Source organism: Anaerorhabdus furcosa (assembly GCF_900167375.1).
Taxonomy (GTDB): domain Bacteria; phylum Bacillota_I; class Bacilli_A; order Erysipelotrichales; family Erysipelotrichaceae; genus Anaerorhabdus; species Anaerorhabdus furcosa.
The window spans coordinates 204,843-227,876 of sequence record NZ_FUWY01000002.1 but is presented as its reverse complement, the minus strand read 5'-3'; the positions used below and the strand labels follow the sequence as shown (position 1 = coordinate 227,876).

Here is a 23,034-nt window from a genome sequence, read left to right as displayed (position 1 = left end):
AGCACAAGTGAGGTGGTAAGAAGTGGAAGGCGATAATAGTAAACAGAGTATTTTACCCGAAAGTTCTTACCAATTAGGTAAAGTTCTTTCTTGAAAAGAGGAGGAATTTAATGAATTTAGAAATCACAAAAGACGAATTAAAGAATTTTTTATTAAATGCAAATAATCATGATTTTGAAGAAATGATTGAATTTATCCACCCCGTGGATCTTTTAAGTGTTATTCACGAATATGATGATGACGCAATCAAGATATTAAATCGATTATCTGACGAAGATATCGCTCACCTTTTAGATGAAGAAGATGATGAAGATATTTATGAATTATTGATACAATTCTCCGCAAACCGTCAAAAAGAAATTCTTGAAGAAATGTCTTCTGATGAAATTGCAGACTTTGTCCAAACATTGGATGAAGAGGAAAGTAAAGATGTCTTGAGTAAGATGTCAAAAGAAGATGTAAAAGAAGTTCAAGAATTAATGTCCTATGCACCAGATACTGCCGGTGGTATTATGGCTACTGAATTTATTAGTATTCATGACAACAAGACAGTACAAAAAACATTGGAATATCTTCAACAAGTAGCACACAGTGCAGAAATGGCATATTACCTTTATGTAACAGATAAAGATGAAGTTTTAAAAGGTGTAGTTTCTTTACGTGACTTAGTCTCTTCGCCCTTTAATATCCTTATATCAGAGATTACAAATCCCAATGTTCACTCTGTACATGTGGATGATGACCAAGAAGAAGTTGCACGTATGTTAGATAAATATGACTATGTCATGATTCCTGTAATTGACCATAATGAAGTTATTAAAGGAGTTATTACAATTGATGACATCATCGATATCATCAAAGAAGAAGCTACTGAAGATATCCACCGTATGGCAGGATTAGACGCAGAAGAAAAAGTAGATGGTACTTTGCTTGAATCCATACGTTCGCGACTACCTTGGCTAACTGTTAACTTGGTAACTGCAGTTCTAGCCGCAAGTGTTGTCGCACTATTCTCTCCTACAATTGAAGCAGTTGTTGCACTAGCTGCAATTAACCCAATCATTGCAGGTATGGGTGGTAATGCCGGTACTCAGTCATTAACTATCATCGTACGTGGTATTGCACTTGGTGAATTAACTGGTGAAAATGCTAGAAAAGTATTCCTAAAGGAATTTGGCGTTGGTTTAACCACTGGTTTAGCACTAGGTAGTGTTGTTGCCTTAGGATGTTACTTGTTCTATGGTAATCCATATTTGGGATTTGTTGCAGGTGCTGCAATGGTATCGAATTTAGTTATCGCTACTGTATCTGGCTACACAGTTCCATTATTTTTAAAGAAATGCAATGTTGATCCCGCACTTGCATCCAGTGTATTTGTTACTACTGCCACGGATGTGCTTGGCTTCTTTGTATTCTTAGGTCTAGCAACCTTATTATTACCTTATCTAATATAAAATACTCTACAGGATAATTAGTCCTATAGAGTATTTTTTTACGCTAATTTAAGTGCAGCTGCGAGTCTTGGAATAATTTGTTTCTTGCGTGATACAATATCTTTCGCAAATAAAACTTCATTCTCCTTTTTACCATCAAATATTTCTTCAACAACCCATGCCAATTTACCCATATAAATGAAGTTTGATCCTTTTCCTTCAACATTAGTAAATGTCATGACAAGTAAATCATATTTATTGATTGCATTGATTTTATCCATATATGATACAAATTCTCTACGTATAATCTCTAGCTCTTTAATATCTAGAATATTAATTTGTCCAATTGCAATTCTAAATCCTTCCATTGAATATTCTTTGAAGTCATTATAGAGAATCTCACTGAATGATAATCCTCTTAATGTTGCAACCGCTTCAAACATTTCAATTGATAATTGTTCTAAGTCCAATTCTGCAATGATTGCAAGTTCACCCGCAATTTCTTTATCAACTGAAGTTGTTGTTGGACTATTGAAGTTCATGGTATCTGATATAATTGCACAACACAATAGACTAGCAATAGTTTTGGTTGGCTTAACTCCATGTTCTTTGTACATTAATGCAATAATGCTTGATGTACTTCCAAGATTTTGGTTTCTAAAGTTAATTGGATTGTTTGTTTCAATATCACCTATACGATGATGATCAATAATTTCTAATACATCTGCTACTTCCAATGATTCAACACTTTGTGATGCTTCATTATGATCAAGTAAGATGAATTTCTTTCTATTATATGAAAATAAATGGAAACGAGAAACAGCTCCAATAACACACCCCTTACGATCGACAACAGGATATGAACGATAACGAGTTTTACTCATTCTTTTTGATACATCATCAACATAATCAGTGATTTTAAATGTAACAATTTCTTTTGTCATAATCATCGAAACTGGCGGTGTTTGATAAATTGTACGAGCTACTTTCATTGCATCATATTCAGTCGTAATGATTGCAACATTGTTTTCTCTAGCCTTATTCAATATCTTATCAGAAACTATTTTATCTTCTGTAATAATAAGACACGCAACATTTTTATCAATTGCTTTTTCTTGTAGTTCTTCATTATCACTCATAATAATGATGCTATCTTCAAATTCCTCATCCAAGAAATTATTATTTCTAGAAATCATAATTTTTACTTCACCATCACAATGATAATTTTCAGGTGTAACTAGTAATTCACCTTCAATTGTTTCCGTAATATTTGAAAGTGGAACTGTTTTCATTAACTCCCTAACTTCATCAATATCTTTCATTTGAACATCTGAAATATTGGACATTGAAACAACTCCTAATAGATTGTTTTCAGCATCCACTACAAATAAACTCTTATTCTTTCCAAGAGTTATCTTTTCCCAAGCTCGCTTAATCGTTAGCTCTGGATGGATTAATGAAGCTGTATCAATATCGATATCTTCAAGACGGCATTTTGCATTTTCAATAAGCAAAGGTGCTTGCACATCAAATTTCTTTAAAACATAGGACGTTTCGGTATTTAGCTCGCCAATTCGGCACGCTACTGCAGGTATTCCCATTTGCTCTTTTAGATTTGCATAAGCAATTGCTGAACAAATAGAATCAGTGTCAGGATTTCTATGTCCTGTCACATAAATTGTATCACGCATAACTTTCCTCCTAGTATCTGACTTTAGTTTATCATAGCCTTCAAAGCATTGTAACCTCTTACATGCATGTTTCATTGTAAAATTCTCTATTTTTATTTCCACATTAACCAGAAAAAAAACTAGTTTGAATTACATTCATACTAGTTCAAGTTCTATTTTTCAACCAATCGCTTCTCAAAACCACCTGAAACACGATAGCTTTCTGAGAAAATAATAAATGCTTTATTATCCATTTCACGAATTAATTTTTCTAAATGATGAATTTCCAGTTTACTTACTACAACAACAAAAACTTCTGTTTCATCGTTTGTATAAGCTCCAAAACCCTTCCAAAATGTTACACCACGTCCCATTTCACTGTTAATTCTGTGTTTGATTTCTTTATTCTTAGAAAAAACCATGGCATTAATTTCTATATTTTGATAATGAATCTTATCGATAACCATCGAAAACAAGAATTGGAAGATGATTGAATAAATTGCAGTTGGAAGAGAGAATAGAATAGCACACATCAAATAGATAAAAACATTGATGAATAGTTGAAGTTTACCAACACTGAAACCCTTCCATTTCAAAGCAGCATAGACACCTAAAATATCCATACCACCACCACTTCCTCCATTTTGGAGTGTTAATCCAATTCCTAATCCACCTAATATCGCACCAATTAAACAAGATGCTAATGTATCTGTTAATATTGGAACAGTAGAAATAGGAATAATAGATAATGTAACAGTAATTGTCAACATACCAATTAAAGATGCAAAGAAGAATTTCTTACTTAAAACACGATATGTAAATAAGAAGATTGGAATGTTGATAATAAAGTTAATCATCCCTGTTAAGTTATTTGATAAATTAACAGGAGTAAAACGGTTTAATACCTCGATAACAAGTTGAGCTACCCCAACAAAGCCACCATTATAAAGTCCATGAGGAATAATAAACAAGTTTGTCGCAAGCGAAAACATGGTACATCCCAAAAGAACCATGAAATATTTCTTAATCGTTACTGAATTCATATTTGTCGTCTAAAGAATTTCTACTTTTTCCATGACATCGCCATTTTTCATGTTTCGAACAGCACCTAAGTTATCAGTAACTAAGCCAAATACTGTATGAACACCATCCAAATGCGGTTGTGCTTCATGAACGATAAAAAATTGACAACACCCTGTATCTTTACCACGATGTGCCATAGACAATGCTCCTGGTATATGTTTATGTGGGTTTTTTTGTGTTTCACAAGGTATTGTATACCCTAAATCCCCTGAACCTGTTCCATAAGGACATCCACCTTGAGAAACAAATCCTGGAATGACACGATGAAATGTTTTTCCGTTATAATACCCTTCTTTAATTAATTTAACAAAATTTTCTACTGTTTTTGGAGCTTCATCTGGATAAAGTTCAAATGGTAGCTCTGCCCCATTTTGTAATGTGATTTTACCTAATATTTTTGTCATAATTTCCACCTCGTAAACATTATACTTGTTTTGCAAAATGAATTCTATACGTTTCAGACATTCTCATTAGTTTCTTCAACAATCTCCTCATTTATTTTGTCATGATTAATCAACAATACCAAAACCAAATAAGCACCAGGAATGATTAAATCACTATATTGCAAAATAGGTATAATCCCATTATAACCTTGGAAAGAAAGCATCCCTTTGATCATTAATGATAACGTGCCCAAGGTAATTAATAGATGATATGATTTTTTCATCCAACCAAATAATCCTGTTAAGAAAGACAAAACTCCTGGAATCAAAATACTAATGATTGTTACAGCGACGTATAATGAAGAAAGTTGTGTAAATAAAAGAATACCTAAACTAATTATTATTCCCAAACTACCTTCTACTAACATAATAGCACTACATATTTTAAATAATTTCTTCATCTTATTTTTTCACCTCATGCACATTTTGAAAAATTTTATCCATCACATCATTGGGAAAATAATAATCACATAACTCCGCAACTAAGTTAGTTGCAGGTACTCCTAGTTCACGTTGAGATTGACGATAAACTGCTAAGAAAGTCACAATGCTATCAAACAAGATGAAGACAACCAAAAAAGTCGTTATTTTCTTACCCAACTGGTAAGGAAATTGCTCAATGAATTTTGATAATGCTGGATAAACCCAACGCAATAAGACATAACCACCTAGCCCCCAAAATAGCATAAATGGAACTGTTGTTCTACCTTGAATATTAAGAAACAAATGAGAATAATTCCATGCTTGTGTATGAAGGAAAACTTGTTCCAAATAACTAATTAAGTATTCAGTAGCTCCTCCAATTAAGCAACAATAAATATAAGTTACCCATCCATTTCGAGACTCAGTATTTTTTCCCAATAAAATATAAAACAATGAAAATCCAATTCCATATACTGGATTAAATGGTCCATAAATTAAGCCAACATGTGGTTGTAGTAAACCATGTTGTGTTACGAAAGCGAGTATTGTTTCATAAACTACACCAATAATGCAACCTACCATAAAGAATGCGAATATTTTCTCGAAGCAATATCCCTCCGCAAATTTTTTCCTTTGAATTGTCATCCTACCCACCCTTTCATTTTTTATTATAGCATAGGCTAAAAAAAATTAAGAAAGTACGCTATTTTATTAAAAGAAGCCATGTTACAATTAGACACAGAGGTATTTTATGAAATTATGTTGTCCTATTTGTAAAAGTGAACTGTACAAAGAAAATTCTAGTTTTTCTTGTATTCATAATCATCACTTTGATCTTTCAAAAAGTGGTTATTTAAATTTGTTTATATCCAATAATTCCAAGATTCATGGAGATAATAAAGAAATGGTACAAGCACGTACATCCTTCTTGGAGAAAGAATATTATGCTTGTTTAAAAGAAACGATAAATAGACAAATTAGTAAGATTGCACCTTCTTCACTTCTTGATTTAGCTTGTGGTGAAGGATATTATACAAAAGATTTCCCTTGCAAAAATAAGATTGGTTTAGACCTATCAAAGGATGCCGTTCTCTATGCAAGTAAACATGACAAAATAACACAATATTGTGTTGCCTCTATTTTCGATTGTCCTATTGAGTCCTCCTCTGTGGATTGCATAACAACATTATTTGCGCCCATAGCTGAAAGTGAGGTTAATCGATGTTTGAAACAAGGTGGCCACTTCTTTTGCGTATTCCCTGCTGAAAACCATCTTTATGAATTGAAGGAAACTATTTATAATAACCCTTATAAAAATGATCGTCCCACTTCCTTAACTACTTTATCATTCATTGACGAAATTAGAATTACTCAATCCATCCATTTAGATAATAACAAGGATATCGAATCTCTCTTTATGATGACACCTTATTACTATAAGACATCGTTGAATGACAAAGAAAAAATCAATCATCTCAACTCATTGGATGTGACAATTGACTTTTATCTTCTTCATTATAAGAAGGATTAATTATCCTTCTTTTTTATATTCATCTTCAGTTAATACACGATATCCATGTTTCAATAATAGCTCAACTGTGACTCCATGACCATGAACCACAGTATGATTAAAGTTACCATCATAGATCCATGATTTTCCACATGATGGACTTTTTGATTTAAAGATTACTTCAGTAGCTTTTACTTCTTCACATAGTTCTAATGTTTTTTTAGCACCTAATCGATATGCCTCCGTTACATCATTCCCACTAATAGAAAGAACTTGTTCACCCACTCTTTCAGCAGGCTCTCTTGGTATAGGTAAACCACCTAAAACTTCTGGACAAACTGTAATGGCTTCGTGTCGATCTACCAATTCTTTTATTTCTGCTATTAAACAGTTATCTCCATTGTATTTACAATTACATCCTGCTAAACAAGCACTTACTACTTTCATCCAATCACCTCATTGAAATTATTATAACATAGCCTATCTGAACCACTATTCAATAATAAGTTGATTCTCTCCATCTAAAATATCATCATACAAGTAAGTATCAGAGTTTTGTGATATTTCTTTAACAAATCGTCTTGTTGATGTTTGTAGTCGTCTTGGAATACTTCGATAGCATTGAATAAGTTCTACTTCGTTTCCTGTTAATGATAAATCATAATTTTCTTCGCCTTGATATTGATAACTCAAAAGATTATTTACATCGGTACCATAAACTTCAGCAATCTTTTTTAAAACTTCAAAATCGGGTTGGGATGTTTCATTTTCGTAACGTGATATTGCCTTACCACTCACTCCTACTAGTTCTCCTAGTTCTTGTTGTGTAATCTTTTTTCTTTTACGAAAATATCTAATTTTTGCTCCAAATGAAATCATAAAAACCTCCTGTGTTTCTTTATCATAAATCTTTTTATGAGCAAAAAAAACATTTTTCTTATTATTGTAGGAATACAATTTTTCTCTTTATACTGTCCCTTTTTGTGTACTTTTTCATGTACCTAAGTACAGTTAATTCAGTCCTTGTTTTTTTTGTAGGGATAAGACTTGAATAATCTTAAAAATGGTGTTATATTTATTTAGCAATCATTGTTAAAGAGTGCTAAAGGAGGAATATTATGGCAAAGAAACAATTTAAAGCAGAATCTAAGCGACTACTTGATTTAATGATTCATTCAATTTACACAAATCGTGAAATTTTCTTAAGAGAACTTATCTCAAATGCATCGGATGCTTTGGATAAACGGTATTATCTATCACTTACAGATGACAACCAACGAGTTGATAAGGATAAATTAAAAATTCAACTTGAGGTTGATAAGGATTTACGTACGATTACATTAGTAGATACTGGAATTGGTATGACAAGTAGTGAACTTGAAAATAACCTAGGAACAATCGCAAAAAGTGGTTCTTTAGAGTTTAAAAAAGAACTTGATAAAGCAGAGAAAGACATTGATATTATTGGCCAATTCGGTGTTGGATTCTATTCAGCATTTATGATTGCTAAAAAAATTATTGTAGAAACTAAATCTGCAACAACTGGTGAATCTTACGCTTGGATTAGTTCAGGTGAAGATGGCTATACAATCAGCCCAATTACAAAAGAAGATATTGGTACAAAAATTATTCTTGAACTAAAAGATGATACAGATGAAGATAACTATAGTGAATATTTGGATTCATTTACAATTCAACAACTTGTAACAAAATATTCTGACTATGTTCGCTATCCTATCACAATGATGATCGAATCTACGCAACCTAAAAAAGATAATCCAGAAGAAAGCGAAACAATTATCGAAGAAAAAACATTGAATTCTATGATTCCTTTATGGAAGAAGAATAAGAAAAAAGTGAAAGCAGAAGAATACAATGATTTCTACAAGAGCAAATTCATGGATTGGGAAGATCCTCAAAAAGTAATCCATTACAATGTTGAGGGAAATATCTCATATAACGCTTTATTGTTCATCCCATCAAAAACACCTTACAATTTCTATAACGCTGATTATGAACCCGGATTACAACTTTATAGTAAAGGTGTATTCATCATGGATAAGGCAAAAGATTTACTACCTGATTACTTCCGCTTTGTAAAAGGATTAGTTGATAGTGATGATCTTAATTTAAATATTTCTCGTGAAATTCTTCAACAAGACCGTCAAATGAAAACATTGGCATCGAGTATCGAAAAGAAAATCAAATCTAACTTAGAAGAGATGCTTAAGAAAGAGCGAGAAGAATACGAAAAGTTCTTCACTAATTTTGGTTTAACATTGAAATATGGTATTTACCAAGATTATGGTATGCACAAAGATCAACTTCAAGATTTAATTCTCTTTAAATCCAGCAAAGAAGATAAATATGTAACACTTCAAGAATATGTTGAATGTATGCAAGAGGGTCAAGAATTTATCTACTATGCATGTGGTGATTCAATTGATGCAATCAAGAAACTTCCTCAAATGGAAAGACTCCAAGAGAAGAAGTATGAAGTATTATTCTTCTTAGATGATGTTGATGAATTCGCAATTAATATTCTTCAAACTTATAATGATAAGAAGTTCAAATCAGTAAACCAAGGTGATTTAGGTTTAGACAGTGAGGAAGAAAAGAAAGAAAAAGAAGAGAAAGCAAAGGAAAACGAATCTTTACTTAACTCGATGAAAGATGCATTATCAACAAAAGTAAAAGAAGTTAGAATCTCTTCACGTTTAAAATCTCACCCTGTATGTTTAGTATCGGATGAAGGTATATCATTGGAAATGGAAAAAGTACTTGCACAAGCACCTATGAATCAAGGTATCAAAGCAAGTAAGATTCTTGAAATCAATCCAAATCACGATATATTTAAAACTCTTCAAAAGTTGTATGAGAAAAATCCTGATGCTGTTAAAAACTACGCAGATGTTCTTTACAATCAAGCTTTACTAATAGAAGGATTACCAATTGAAGATCCAATTGAATATGCAAATAAAGTTTGTGAATTCATGATTGAAGCAAATAAATAGTTCGGCAATTTGCCGAACTATTTTCAATAATATCCCCTATCAAAGGTAATAACGGTATACACATTTGACATTAGATTAGAAATTGAAGCATCAATTTCTTTTTTTAATTCTTCTTCTTTTAATTCTGATTCATAAGGAATCAACACATCAAAGATTAAATTAGTATGTGTAGGTCCACTTACAACTCTAAAATCATGCATTGATAAACTAGAATCTAGTTTATCAAGAATACCAAGCACAATTTCTCTATACTCATTAACCACTTGATTGTCTTGTTCAATTGGATCCATATGAATCGTCATCATAATATGCAATTCATTCTCGATTTTTCTTTCTATATCATCAACGATATCATGAATCGCCAAGATATCATTTTTAGAATTAATTTCCACATGAACACTACCAATCATCTTACCTGGTCCATAGTTATGAATAATCAAATCATGAATGCCCAAAATCTCTTTATGATTCATAATTAAACTTTTGATACTATCCACAACTTCCTTATCAGCAGGTTGTCCAATTAAATCATCAATCGTTGATTTAATAATGCCAAATCCTGAAAATAAAACAAAGATGGAAACTAAAATTCCCATGGCTCCATCAAGAGGTAGATCTGTGAATAATGATCCAACAAGTGCAACTAATGTTGCGCTTGTAGCAATTACATCATTTTGACTATCTTTACTCGTCGCAATCATTGCACTGTTATTTATTTTGGTTCCTAGTGTTTTGTTAAAGAAGCTCATCCAAAATTTTATAAGAATTGATAGAATAAGTGAAAACAGTACAATCCAACTAAAATGGACTGGAGATGGATTCATTACTTTATCAAAAGATGATTTAAACAATTCAACACCTACCAACAAAATAATTACAGCGATGATGAAACTAACAATATATTCGATACGACCATGTCCAAATGGATGATCTTTATCTGCAGGCTTAGCAGCTAACTTATAGCCAAATAAGGTAACAATACAACTTGCAGAATCAGATAAGTTATTAAATGCATCTGACATAATCGCTATCGAATTTGAAACAACCCCCAACAAAAATTTCAAGGCAAAGAGTACCACATTACAACAAATACCAACAATGCTACTCAATGTTCCATAATTAGAACGCACAACTTCATCCGTAGTGTTTTCATAATTTTTAACGAATTTTCTTACTAGAAAGTTAATCATAAGCTCACCTCAGTCTTATTATTATAATTCATCTTACCACGAAGTCAAAATGATTTTTATATATTCATTTTATTGTGATATGAGTAAGTCATGGTTAACTTCGATTTTACGTAAGTGATTCCTACAGTGAACAAAATTGGCATCAACATGAAGATTAGAAACAAGGTTATGTTATATTTCACTATATAGATATGACTAAATAAAATCATTGGAATAACAAGACAAATCGCAAAACCAATTAATGAGATTGAAAGAAATTTTTCAAACATAACACGTCTACATTGTTTTGATTTCTCATAAACAATAATCCAGCATCCGTAAAAGGCAATTGTACTTAATGCTAAGATAGGATTCATCCAAGTGCTAGTTCCTTGGTTAATTAAAATAAGTACAATTACCTCAATACAATAGATGCTTATGCTTTGTACAACTAGTTGTACACATTCATTTCTTGATGGTCTTGCAATTAAGTAAGCTAATACTAACGCAACCAGTGTCATAACTATAGATGGCAGTAGATAGTTATTCCAAGCGTAATCATAAGCTAATACCAAACATGCAACTGTAAAATAAAATGAGTTCTTCAATTTCATTGTCCTTACCTCCATCAAGTGACTATAATTTAACACACCTATAAATATTAGGTGTCCTATTTTTCGTACACTGTGTTAAAATAAAAATGGTGATAACATGAATAACTCAAAACTTAGATTGCTTTACTTATATGATTTATTTAAATTGTATACAAGTGAAGAACATCCAATTAAAATGCCAGAGATAATCGACTATCTTGGAGATTTAAATATTCAAGCAGAACGTAAATCTATATACTCTGATATTGAAGCACTTAAATCTTGGGGTTTAGATATCCTTTATTCTACTAGTTCTCCTATCGGATATTTTTTATCATCTTCTGATTTTGAGATGATTGAAATCAAAATATTAATTGACGCAATCTCCTCTTCAGAATTTTTAACAAAGAAGAAAACAACCTCATTAAATCAACGACTACTTACCTTATTGAATAAATATGACCAAGAAGAAGTATCCAAACAAATTCTTCTTAGTTCTAAGAAATTTAAAAATGAGCAAGTTTATTACACCTTGGATATACTTCAAAAAGCAATCTCTACTAACATGTCCATTCGCTTTAAATATTTTGATCTCATTCAAAACCAAGAAAGAAAGTATCGAAGGAATGCTGAGTTCTATTCACTAATTCCTTATGCTCTTCTCTATGAGAATGAGCGATATTATTGTATTGGTTATTCATGCAAGCACGATTCTTTTTCTCATTATCGTATCGACAAAATGGATGCCATTGAATTAATTGATAAAACTGAAAAGCTACGATTTAATCTTCAACAATATCAAGCTACTAATTTTAACATGTCTATTGGTCAAGTTGAGACCATTACTTTAGAAGTTGATGAATCTTTGATTAGTACAGTTTATGATTCCTTTGGACAAGATATTATTATTCAAAAGTTTGCAAATGGTATTTATACAATTAGTTTGCAAACTACTTCATCATTACCCTTTATAAGTTGGTTGTTGCAATTTAAAACTAAAATAAAAGTAATCTCACCTCAATCACTTGTCGATGAAATTACTTTGTTATTAAAAGACATGCTTTCCTATTACACTTGCAATTAATTTTCTATGCGCTGTTACAATTGCGTACTCTTTTAACTGATCAATCTTAATCCATACACATTGATTCAGTTCTATCTTTTGCATATGATCATTATAGAAACAATTCATATGCCATATTCGATGAGAAAACACATGTTTTCTCTTTTTAAGTTTAGTACATTCAATATTTAGTGTCTCTAAGAACTGAGGTAATCGATAGAAATCCTTCATCAGCCCATCTGAATCATCTTTACTTAAGCAAATTTCATCTTGATGAATAAGTACATAAGTATAAACTTCAATTTCTTGTGGTGCCTTGGATTTCTTTTTCACTGGATAGTCGCACTGGTTTCCATTTTTATATGCTTCGCATTCTTCTACCAAAGGACAAAGCATACACATCGGATTCTTAGGAGTACAAACAATGGCACCAATCTCCATCAAACCTTGGGTAACTTTCGAAGGATTGGACCCTTTCATCCATAAAGCACAAATCTCCGTTACTTTTTTTCTTGTAGATAATTTAGTGATATCATCATCCATTGCTTTAACTCTTGTAACAACACGAAATACATTTCCATCTACTGCTGGCTGTTCTTTATTAAAACAAATACTTAGAATAGCACCTGCAGTATAATCACCAATACCATCAATTGTTAATATATCCTCTAAATTATCTGGAAATACTCCATCAAATTTATCCATGATTGTTATTGCACCTTGATGCAATTTACGAGCACGATTATAATATCCTAATCCTTGCCACAAATGTAAAACATCTTGAATATCAGCTTTTGCTAAGGATGCTACTGTAGGCCATTTATTCATCCATTTAATATAATAAGGTATCATGGAATCAATTCGCGTTTGTTGTGCCATAATTTCACTTACCCATACTTGATAAGGATCATTGTTTTTACGAAATGGCAAATCACGATGATTCAAATCATACCATGATTCAATTTTTTCACTAACTTTCATTAATATATCTCCCGTACTATAATAGTAATATGAGGTGGACTATGAATCAAATTGAACAATTACAAAACTTAATTGATAAAAGTAGCAACATTGTATTCTTTACTGGTGCAGGAATTTCTACAGAAAGCAACATTCCAGACTTTAGAAGTACCTCTGGTTTATATAACCAAGAGTATCCTTATCCACCAGAAACAATTTTAAGTCATCACTTTTTCATGGATAACCCCAATGAGTTTTATCGTTTCTATCGCAACAAAATGATTTATAGAGATGCCAAGCCTAATCTTGCTCATGAAGCAATTGCTAATCTTGAAAGAAATGGAAAATGCCTTGGTGTTATAACACAGAACATTGACAATTTACATCAACTTGCAGGATCAACTCATGTCGTAGAACTTCATGGTTCAGTGTATCGCAATCATTGTACAAAATGCAATAAGTATTATTCTTTAGATGAAATTATTAGTAAAGATCTAGTTCCTTGCTGTGATTGTGGTGGAGTTATAAAACCAGATGTCATTCTATACGAAGAAGCTCTTGATGAAAGTGTCATTGATGAGGCATTAAAGATGATTCTAAGTGCTGATTTATTAATCGTTTGTGGTACTTCCCTTTCTGTATATCCTGCCGCTGGATTTCTTCGCTATTTTAGGGGTAATCACCTTGTTTTACTTAATAAAACTTCAACTCCATACGATAATCAAGCTGACTTAATAATTCAAGATTCTCTGGGAAACATTTTTAAACAAATAAACACAAAATAGAGACGAATTCAATTCATCTCTATTTTTCTTATTTTATGCTACTACGTCTTTAGCTATTGCTTGTCGTTCTTTTTTCTTTTGATTTCGTTTATAGATAAACCCTGTAATTGCAGGTGTTAAGAAAGATGTAATGATTACGGATGCGGCAATTTGAGATGTTGCAATAGGAGCTATTGCTAAATATGCTGCATCAACTTCTGCTAGTGCTGCTGGATTTGCAATAGCACTTGCAGCTGTACTTGATATTGCAGCACCTGCAACACCACTTCCACCTGTGATTTTATCCATAACAATTGTAATAATACCTACTACAACCGATGTAATCACACCCAATAAGATTCCTGATAATCCACCTTGGAATAATTGCACAACACTCATATTTGCACCTAAAGCAAACCCAACAACAATAATCGATCCTGTCACACAACTTGTTAGATTCTTTTTAAGGAAAGGAAAGCAACTTCCTAACACTAGCCCTAAAATCAATGGAAGAATTGACCCAATAATAGGTCCAATTGAAATACTTGCTAAACCTGCACTACTCAATACAATCATCGTTACTGTTGGACCAACACTTAATGATGTAATTGCCACAGCACCTTTATCACTATCATCACCAAATTGGGCAGTAATCCCTGAATACAAAGCATTGTTTGCTACAGAAATACCACCAATTACTGCTAGTGATGATAATCCAAGTAAATTATCATTGAATATAAAGGCAATCGCTAAACCAATTGCTACTGCCATTGCAATCTTCGTTATAATAATTACTGCACCTTTCTTGATTGCTTTAGGTGTGCTCTTTATATCTAAACTTGCACCCAAGAAAAATAAGAATACCCCTACTAAAGCACCTGTACCATTTTTAACACTTGTAAAGAATCCACCTATATTCAATAATTGTGGAACAAAAGAATTCAATAATACACCGATAATCATTGGGTATACAATTGTATCTCCAGGAATTCTTGGAATTTTAAATTTTTTCATAGATTCACCTAATCAAGAACAATTCCGCCATCACAGTCACCAATTTCGCCATTAACGAAACTAGCAGCATCCGATGCAAAGAATAGAATCATTTGTGCAATTTCTACTGGTTCTGCCGCACGTCCAAGTGGAATCATACTGATAACTTTTGCATTCTTTTCAGCATCCTCTTGTAAACTTGTTGTCATACTTGTACGTGTGAATGATGGACATACTGCATTACAGCTAATACCATATTTTCCGCCTTCTTTCGCAATCGCTTTTGTTAACCCATTAACACCAGCTTTACTACTTGCATAAGCAGCAGTACCTAGTAATCCTCCACCAATTTTACCCGCTACTGATGAGATATTCACGATTCTTCCTTTACCTTTTTCTTTAAAGTAAGGGAATATTTCACTACATGTTGTAAAAGTTCCAGTTAAGTTAATACGAAGTGTTCTTTCCCATTCTTCATCACTTATATTTTCAAAAGAACTTTTGCTGATAATTCCACCTACATTAATCAAAACATCAACATGATCCATATCTTTTAAAATTTGATCAATTACTTGTCTAATATTCTTTGAATCACCTAAATCTATCTTATAAAAGTAGGCTGAATCACCAAACTCATTCTTCGTTGCTAAACCAATTTCCTCATTGATATCACAAATAACAACTTTACCTCCGCCTTGAATTACACCTTTTGCTGTCTCTTTACCAATACCTTGCGCAGCCCCTGTTATAATGGCTACTTTGTTACTAAAATCAAACATATTCTTCCTCCTCTTCTCAATAGTTGAGATTGATATTTAAATCACAAGTGAATTATAGAATACAAAGATAATTAATCAAATGTTTCACAAGCATAAGAATAGGTGTATAATTTGTGCTATTAGCACAAGGAGAAATTATGAAAAAATCAAAACTAAACTTACTTACTGAAGCCTCTTTTCATGGTGAAGAATTTACAGATATCGTGAATAAAGCATCACTTGTCCTAAATAATCCTTTAGTTATTATTAGTAATTCTTACAATATTATTTCTTACTCCACAACATTCCCTGTTGATGATACTGCATGGGTTAATGCAACAAAACGTGGTTACATCACTCTTGAATTTGGTGCAACATTAAATAATTGGAATAATCACGTTGATACCTCGCAAACGATTGATTGCGTCACAGTCTCTACAATCAGTAAATACACCCGGAGATTTTTTAAACTCATTTACAAAAATAAACTCATGGGTTATTTAAATGTTACTGATGTGAATAATTATCTTAATAAAATTGATGATGAAACATATCAGTTAGTTGCAAATATAATTGCTAAAGAAATAGCATTTACACATACTGATAATTTAAATCGTACGACCTCCTTCGAAGAAATACTTCTTGAGTTATCAAACGAAAACTTCATCAATAAACTTCATTTCTTAGATCGCATTTCTAGTAGTAAAATTAACATCCACAAAGAATATCAAATCGCTTGTATTGATTTAAAAAACTTTACTTCTTATAACGCTAGAGAAGATACCTTTAAAAACGAGATTTTTTCATTCTTTTCAAATGGAAGTATTATAATTAACAATCAATTATTAATTATTTTATGTGACTTATCAAAGAACAAGAAAAATAATTTTAACATTCGATTAGAAACCTATCTTAAAAAGAAAAATTTGGTTATGGGTATAAGTGATACCTTTCACGATTTATTTGAATTTAAGCGATTTGAAATAGAGGCAACTAAGTCAATTCAACTACGTTCCCTTTTACTTAAAGAAGAATCATTTATTTTTTACAATCAAGTAAAACACTATGACTTAATTATGAAATTTGACGAAAATCAATTAACATATTATTGCAATCAAAAACTCTTCCAAATCTATTTAGAAGAGTCAAATGAAAGTAATGATTATATAAAAACATTACGAACCTATCTAGAAACAAACAATAGTGTAAAAGAAACTGCTGACTTGCTCTTTATTCATCGAAACACGGTAAACTACAGAATGCTTAAAATAAAAGAGTTATTAGGAATAGATAATTCTCAAGCACTACTTGCGAATGAACTTTTGTTTTCTTGTTATATTCTTCAAATTATCCATGCTAAACGCAATCACTTAATTTGATTTAGCAACAAATAAACTCATTACTGATGCAATGATTTCTTTGGATTCTTCATCCTCTAACATATTAATCCCTGCAGTACCAATACATATCATCTGTTTATTCGGATTATGCAAGTTTTGATAAAGTTTTTGACAATGATAATAATCTACAGACACTTCAGCAACACCTTGAAAGAAAAGCATTCTTGCATTTGAATTCTTTAATCCATCTTCAAAGAGATTCAATAAAATTGTATAAACTGAAGTAAATTTATTTAACGATATATTATTTTTCTTTAGCTCAAACTCTTCTAAAGAAGAAATATTTGGATATTTCTTTTCGTTTCTACTTATATAGTGATATGCTGGTGCAACAAGTACAATACGTTCAACAAATGGAAGATCAGCACAAATGGATGCGATTAACCCTCCCAATGAATAGCCTACCAATGTAAACTTACCCACCTCTTCATATATTTTATATAATTGTTCTTTAATATTTTTAATCCAGATATTCATATCTTCTGAATCGTTGTCAAACAATTCATATAAATTAGGATAGATAAAGTTATATCCATTAAATGCATCTTCTATAAACTTAAATTCCTCTTTAACATTAAAAAAGCCATGAAAACACACAAAAGTGTTTCCTCTTTCTCTAGCATTTGCTGGTTTCATAAAATCCTCCTTGAGTTTAGAATTCAGAAAGGAGTATGTTGTTCACATACTCCTGCTAGCACTTGCTGATATCATTGTTCCTTTAGGGAGAGGGCGAATAATATACAAATGCTAGTCTATTACAAATATATTCATAAGAATATATTGAATAGAAAACATTGACACTACGCACTTTCGTCTTCTACAAATAAATTAAAATCTCATTGAAATCTCTGCATACTTAACGATTGTGTACCACATTTTATTAAGCAATTCATAATCCATGTGGATAATCTCATTGCACTAGTATAACTACTTTTAAATTACCCAATTACATGGATAATAAGATAGATAACTACCTACCTTCTTCATAACTCATTCAACTTACAATTTACCTCACATTACAAAATAAAGTAAAATTTAAGTTATTCTTATTCTTGTTGTTATACATAAAGAAATATAACGAATATAATTCATCTTTAACTAATAAAAATATAGAGTTAACCTTTATTTTCTAATAAGCATCGCAATATGCATTATGCACTTTAAAATAAAGCAATAACCTCCTTTATATTTTATTACTTTTCTGCCTATAATTCAATCAAAACCACAGCGAAAAATATCATTATCAATCAATTTAAGAATCATTTGACACTTAATTATATAACTTATATTTTTCCCCAACTCCATTTAGAAAATACCTATCAATTAAAGATAATCTAACTATCAAGATGCTTATTATCAATAATTGCATAGTTTTTTAATAATAAAGTCATAATTTCGCCTATTTCTTTTTAGATTTCCTTTGTTTTCTTGCATTTAAGAGAAAAAATGCCTAAAATAATACTATATAGTTATACCCGTATTACTCCAACAATATTACCCTGATTTCAAAAATATGATAGAGAGTAGGGTGACAATTTGAGACACCAGCAAAACAAAAAGAATTCAGCTCTTAAACACGTGGATAATCGAGAACAAACCATCTTCCGTTATTTTGCGCTTTTTTGCTGTGCTTTATGTGTTGTCGTTGGCTCAGTATGTTATTGGTTTTATGGTCGTATCAACGATACCATCCAAACAGAAAGTAAAAACTACCTTCTTGAAATATCAAATCGTATTCAAAACAACATAGATAGATCTATAAATAATACCTATCTAATGCTCCATACTACCGACATGGTATTAGAGAAAACAAATGCAATCAGTTTTGATGACTTAGCTCAAATTTATGAATATCAAAAAGATAACTGGAACTTTGAAAGCTTACTTCTAATTGACGAGAACGGGAACGCTTATGACAACGAGGGTAATTCTATCTTCCTTTCCGGTGGTGCATATTTACAAGATGCAATTCTTAGCAACAAGCAAGCAATGTCACCATTGCAAGTCGTTGATGGTAAAGAGGTTTCTATTTTTGTTGTTCCTATAAAAGAAAAAATTATAAACGGAATAGAAATGACTGCTTTAGCGGCAACATTTGATACTCAAGATTTAGCCGAATTATTATCAATGGAATCATTCAACAATCAAGCCTATTCTCAGATTGTAAGTAAAGATGGCACCACAATCATTTCAACAGATGAAGCCAACGATAGAAACTTTGGCTATAACATTCTAAATTCAATTGAAAGTTCAAATTCCGTAAGTGATACTACTATGACCACCTTAAGAAGCAATATTCAAAATGGAGTCAGTGGACAAATTAAATTCACCCATAATAATCAAACAGAATACATGGTATATTACCCAATTGGTGATACAAACTGGACATTATTGACATTTATCCCTTCAGCAGTAGTAAGTGAAAAATCTACTTTACTGCTTTCGGTAACGATTTTCATTTCTGTTTTCATTATTATAGCATTTGCATTTTTAATTGTTGCTCTTATTGTTACATTTACTCGTTATCAAAAACAACTTGAAAATATTGCCTTTATCGATAGTGTTACAGGTGGAAATACAGTTGATCGATTTTACGTCAATGCATCATCTATTCTTTCGAAGAAGAATGAATCAAAATACGCATTTATTTATGTCAATTTAGAAAAATTTAAAATTTTGAATGATAAGTTTGGTAGAGAAGTAGGAGATGAAATATTAAAAACTCTTTATGGTATTGTGAATAATACATTATCCGCAAGTGAATGTATGTGTAGAATAAGTGCTGATAACTTCTGTATTCTCTTACAATATGAAAATAAGGATATTACAATTAATCGAATAACACAATGGCAAATTTCTGCTTCTGAATACATTGAGAAACACAAAACAATTTGGTCATTACCTACTGCTCAATTCGGAGTATATATCATCGATGATGAATCATTATCATTCCCACAAATGATTGACCGAGCAAAACTTTCATTAAAAGAAAATTTCATTATTATAAACTCTAAGGTTCATTGTGGATTCTACAATGAAAGAGTAAGAAAATTATTACTTCGTGAGAAACAACTAGAAGATATGATGGAAAGCGCATTGGAGAATCAAGAATTCCAAATGTATTTACAACCAAAGTACGATGTACTTAGCGAGAATATCATAGGAGCAGAAGCTCTTGCTCGTTGGTCTAGTAAATCAGAAGGTATGATTTATCCTAGTGAATTCATACCTTTGTTTGAACGAAATGGATTTATTGTTCAGTTGGATATATGGATGTTTGAACATCTTTGTATATTACTTCGTAATTGGATAGACGAAGGAAAAGAATTAATTAAAATATCCATTAACTGTTCCCGTATCCACCTTCGCAATGAAGAATTTTTAAAACCATATATTTATTTCAAGAATATGTATCAAATTCCAGATAACATTATCGAAATCGAATTAACAGAAAGCATTGTTTTAGAAGATATCGAAAAATTTAAATCTGTTGTTGATCAAATTCATCAAGCAGGATTTGGATGTTCTATGGATGATTTCGGTAGTGGTTACTCTTCACTTAATATCATTCAGGAAATACCAGTTGATACATTGAAATTAGATAAAATTTTCTTTGACAATGAGCGTCGAAATCCAGTTCGTACTGAAGCTGTTGTAAAAAGTGTGATTGGTCTTGCTAATGCATTATCAATGAAAACAGTAGCTGAGGGTATCGAGCACTTTGAACAAGTAAAAATGTTAAGAAAAATAGGATGCGATTATATTCAAGGTTATGTTTATGCAAAACCTATGCCTATTCATGAATTCGAAGAATTATTAAATAATAATCCTAGGGGAGAAAAACAATGAAAAGAAGATTAAGTTTAATTCTTGCATCACTTCTACTCATATCAACTATCGGTTGTTCCTCCAATTCTCAACAAATTAGCCATCAAAAAGATATTCTTACACAGAAAAAGAGTGAAGGAAAATTACAGATTACAGTTCTTGTTAAACATGCTTTTTCTATCAATTCTTTCGAAAAAGCTGTTGAAGAAAAATTCCCAGATATTGATATTGTACAAGTAGGCAATTATACATCCGCGCTAAATCCTGATGAATATGTTGCAAGAATGAAGCATGATGACTTGACCGATATTGTTATGACTTGGCCTTTGGACTTTGGCGAAGAATATTTCAAAGACAGATTGCTTGATTTATCTTCTTACTCATTCACAACAAAATACAATGTTTCGATGTTAGATACAATTCAGAAAGATGGAAAGTTATATTATTTACCAGGTCCCGCTCAAATACGTGGTCTTGTCTATAATAAAACTCTTTTCGAAGAAAATGGTTGGGAAGTTCCTAAGAATTATGATGAGTTTATTGAACTATGTACAACAATTGAAAGCACAGGAATTCGTGCCATTCAATTAGGATTTAAGAACCCTGAAGTATTAGATACTGCTTTTGTTGGTTTTAGTTATGGTAGCTCATTTGCAACACCAAAAGATACACAATGGATACAAAACTATAGTCAAGGTAATGGAAACTTTCTAGATCATTTTGAAACAGCATTAACTACATTCCAAGATATGATTGATTTAGGTATATGGAAAAAAGAAGATCTTGATATTGATTACTCACAAAGAGAAAACATCTTCTTCTCACGCCAAAGTGCTATGATTGAAGATTCTGTTTTGATAGCTCGCAGTGGATTTAAGATTTCAGGAAGCACCGATGAATTTGCACTAATGCCTTTCTTTAATCCAGGTGGTGCTGGTAATGATTGGGCTCGTCTCTATATGGTTTGCTACATAGGGCTTAATAAGCATTTAGCAGACACTCAAAATAAAAATAAATTGAATGCAGTACTAGAAATAATGGATTACATAAGTACACCTGAAGGACAAGAAGCACTTGCAGCAGATACAGGAGCCATGTACTCAAGCCTTAAAGATGTTCCACCTATTGATGTTGCTGAAACACGAGATATTGTTGATGCATTAGCTCATGGACGATATGGCATATTTAAAGAACTCCCAAATATCCAGGGCACATTAAGACAAGGATTAGCAAAGATGCTTACTGGCGAATTAACTGTTGAGCAAGTAGGTGCATTAATTGATGAGGCAAATAGAAACCAAACTTCTGCTGCACCAAACTTAGAAATACTTGGGACAGCAACAAGGAATTTCTCATTACTTGAAACTGGAAACTTTATTACTGACACAATGAAAAATTATACTTCAAGTGATATCGCTTTATTTCTAGATGGTGGTAAAGATGGACGATATAACAGTAAAGGTGTTACCGCTAAAATGTATGAAGGTGATATTACCACAAATGATATCAAACGAATTCTTCCAGATTTCAAATATGGAGAAAAAGGAGAATTACAAGAGATTACAATGACTGGTGAAAACCTAATAAATACATTAGAGTATTCAATTCCAGTTGATAATGATCAAACAGGTTGGTTTTATTACTTCTCAGGACTAAAAATGAAATATGATCCAACTAATGAACCAGGTAGTCGAATCGAAGAAATTAAACTTGCTGATGGTACTGATTTAGATTTAACCGCAGAATATACAATTACTATTATTAAGGACTCTGTACCTTCAGAGTATATTATATCTTCTAAAAATCTTGATTTATTACTTGGGGACTTACTTGAAGAAAGTATTCGAAATAGTAAAGTAATTGAACCTAGCACTGATAACCGATTTATTTATGAATAGAAATTAAAAATAGAAAAAAGAATAGTTCACGA

General features: G+C 31.7%; 21 protein-coding genes. 8 read left to right on the top strand and 13 right to left on the bottom strand.

The annotated features are described in order from the left end of the window. The first annotated feature begins 110 nt into the window (after positions 1–110). Positions 111–1,454, top strand: a complete 1,344-nt coding sequence (gene mgtE, locus B5D14_RS04215) for a magnesium transporter (RefSeq protein WP_078711345.1) — start codon at positions 111–113, stop codon at positions 1,452–1,454. A 38-nt stretch (positions 1,455–1,492) separates the two neighbouring features. On the opposite strand, the gene B5D14_RS04210 is transcribed toward mgtE, so the two are convergent. The 5 genes from B5D14_RS04210 to B5D14_RS04190 form a co-directional block, all read right to left on the bottom strand. Beyond that, on the bottom strand, positions 1,493–3,124 hold the full coding sequence (locus B5D14_RS04210) for a putative manganese-dependent inorganic diphosphatase (protein WP_078711344.1): 1,632 nt from the start codon (positions 3,122–3,124) through the stop codon (positions 1,493–1,495). A gap of 152 nt (positions 3,125–3,276) precedes the next feature. Further along, positions 3,277–4,146, bottom strand: coding sequence for a YitT family protein (locus B5D14_RS04205; protein ID WP_078711343.1), 870 nt, complete (start codon positions 4,144–4,146; stop codon positions 3,277–3,279). Between the two features lie 9 nt (positions 4,147–4,155). Continuing rightward, complete coding sequence (locus tag B5D14_RS04200; RefSeq protein ID WP_078711342.1) at positions 4,156–4,590, bottom strand: peptidylprolyl isomerase; 435 nt, start codon at positions 4,588–4,590, stop codon at positions 4,156–4,158. A 53-nt stretch (positions 4,591–4,643) separates the two neighbouring features. Beyond that, on the bottom strand, positions 4,644–5,030 hold the full coding sequence (locus tag B5D14_RS04195) for a hypothetical protein (protein ID WP_078711341.1): 387 nt from the start codon (positions 5,028–5,030) through the stop codon (positions 4,644–4,646). A 1-nt stretch (position 5,031) separates the two neighbouring features. Next, positions 5,032–5,697, bottom strand: coding sequence for a putative ABC transporter permease (locus tag B5D14_RS04190; protein ID WP_078711340.1), 666 nt, complete (start codon positions 5,695–5,697; stop codon positions 5,032–5,034). 106 nt (positions 5,698–5,803) lie between these two features. On the opposite strand from B5D14_RS04190, the gene B5D14_RS04185 reads away from it, so the two are divergent. After that, entirely contained in the window at positions 5,804–6,583 is a 780-nt protein-coding gene (locus tag B5D14_RS04185; RefSeq protein ID WP_078711339.1) for a putative RNA methyltransferase, read from the top strand. Here the strand turns inward: B5D14_RS04185 and B5D14_RS04180 are convergent, their stop codons facing one another. Then, positions 6,584–7,009 carry a 2-thiouracil desulfurase family protein gene (locus B5D14_RS04180; RefSeq protein WP_078711338.1) on the bottom strand — a complete coding sequence of 142 codons (426 nt, stop codon included), beginning with the start codon at positions 7,007–7,009 and terminating at the stop codon, positions 6,584–6,586. It abuts the gene before it with no gap. Positions 7,010–7,054: 45 nt separating this feature from the next. After that, the gene (locus B5D14_RS04175) at positions 7,055–7,441 is read right to left on the bottom strand and encodes a helix-turn-helix domain-containing protein (RefSeq protein ID WP_078711337.1); all 387 of its coding nucleotides are present in this window, start codon (positions 7,439–7,441) and stop codon (positions 7,055–7,057) included. A 239-nt stretch (positions 7,442–7,680) separates the two neighbouring features. Here B5D14_RS04175 and htpG point away from each other — a divergent pair, with 239 nt between their 5' ends. Further along, complete coding sequence (gene htpG, locus B5D14_RS04170) at positions 7,681–9,576, top strand: molecular chaperone HtpG (RefSeq protein ID WP_078711336.1); 1,896 nt, start codon at positions 7,681–7,683, stop codon at positions 9,574–9,576. Between the two features lie 23 nt (positions 9,577–9,599). Here htpG and B5D14_RS04165 read toward each other — a convergent pair whose 3' ends face one another. After that, complete coding sequence (locus B5D14_RS04165) at positions 9,600–10,766, bottom strand: cation diffusion facilitator family transporter (protein ID WP_078711335.1); 1,167 nt, start codon at positions 10,764–10,766, stop codon at positions 9,600–9,602. A 56-nt stretch (positions 10,767–10,822) separates the two neighbouring features. Next, positions 10,823–11,359: a hypothetical protein gene (locus B5D14_RS04160; RefSeq protein ID WP_078711334.1), complete on the bottom strand. Its 537-nt coding sequence runs from the start codon at positions 11,357–11,359 to the stop codon at positions 10,823–10,825. Between the two features lie 97 nt (positions 11,360–11,456). Between B5D14_RS04160 and B5D14_RS04155 the strand changes: the two genes are divergently transcribed. Continuing rightward, complete coding sequence (locus tag B5D14_RS04155) at positions 11,457–12,422, top strand: helix-turn-helix transcriptional regulator (RefSeq protein ID WP_078711333.1); 966 nt, start codon at positions 11,457–11,459, stop codon at positions 12,420–12,422. Here B5D14_RS04155 and mutY read toward each other — a convergent pair. Further along, the gene (gene mutY, locus B5D14_RS04150; RefSeq protein WP_078711332.1) at positions 12,387–13,382 is read right to left on the bottom strand and encodes an A/G-specific adenine glycosylase; all 996 of its coding nucleotides are present in this window, start codon (positions 13,380–13,382) and stop codon (positions 12,387–12,389) included. The genes B5D14_RS04155 and mutY overlap by 36 nt on opposite strands. 41 nt (positions 13,383–13,423) lie before the next feature. Between mutY and B5D14_RS04145 the strand changes: the two genes are divergently transcribed. After that, positions 13,424–14,146: an NAD-dependent protein deacylase gene (locus B5D14_RS04145; protein ID WP_078711331.1), complete on the top strand. Its 723-nt coding sequence runs from the start codon at positions 13,424–13,426 to the stop codon at positions 14,144–14,146. Positions 14,147–14,179: 33 nt separating this feature from the next. Here B5D14_RS04145 and B5D14_RS04140 read toward each other — a convergent pair whose 3' ends face one another. Both B5D14_RS04140 and B5D14_RS04135 read right to left on the bottom strand, forming a co-directional pair. Next, the gene (locus B5D14_RS04140) at positions 14,180–15,139 is read right to left on the bottom strand and encodes a 2-keto-3-deoxygluconate permease (protein ID WP_078711330.1); all 960 of its coding nucleotides are present in this window, start codon (positions 15,137–15,139) and stop codon (positions 14,180–14,182) included. 8 nt (positions 15,140–15,147) lie between these two features. Next, on the bottom strand, positions 15,148–15,897 hold the full coding sequence (locus B5D14_RS04135) for an SDR family NAD(P)-dependent oxidoreductase (RefSeq protein ID WP_078711329.1): 750 nt from the start codon (positions 15,895–15,897) through the stop codon (positions 15,148–15,150). Between the two features lie 137 nt (positions 15,898–16,034). Here B5D14_RS04135 and B5D14_RS04130 point away from each other — a divergent pair, with 137 nt between their 5' ends. Then, the gene (locus B5D14_RS04130; RefSeq protein WP_078711328.1) at positions 16,035–17,255 is read left to right on the top strand and encodes a PucR family transcriptional regulator; all 1,221 of its coding nucleotides are present in this window, start codon (positions 16,035–16,037) and stop codon (positions 17,253–17,255) included. Here B5D14_RS04130 and B5D14_RS04125 read toward each other — a convergent pair. Further along, positions 17,247–17,912, bottom strand: a complete 666-nt coding sequence (locus B5D14_RS04125; protein WP_078711327.1) for a YqiA/YcfP family alpha/beta fold hydrolase — start codon at positions 17,910–17,912, stop codon at positions 17,247–17,249. The genes B5D14_RS04130 and B5D14_RS04125 overlap by 9 nt on opposite strands. Positions 17,913–18,812: 900 nt before the next feature. On the opposite strand from B5D14_RS04125, the gene B5D14_RS04120 reads away from it, so the two are divergent. After that, positions 18,813–21,125, top strand: coding sequence for a bifunctional diguanylate cyclase/phosphodiesterase (locus B5D14_RS04120; RefSeq protein ID WP_078711326.1), 2,313 nt, complete (start codon positions 18,813–18,815; stop codon positions 21,123–21,125). Next, entirely contained in the window at positions 21,122–23,002 is a 1,881-nt protein-coding gene (locus tag B5D14_RS04115) for an extracellular solute-binding protein (protein WP_078711325.1), read from the top strand. The genes B5D14_RS04120 and B5D14_RS04115 overlap by 4 nt, the downstream gene beginning before the upstream one ends. Positions 23,003–23,034 lie beyond the last annotated feature (32 nt).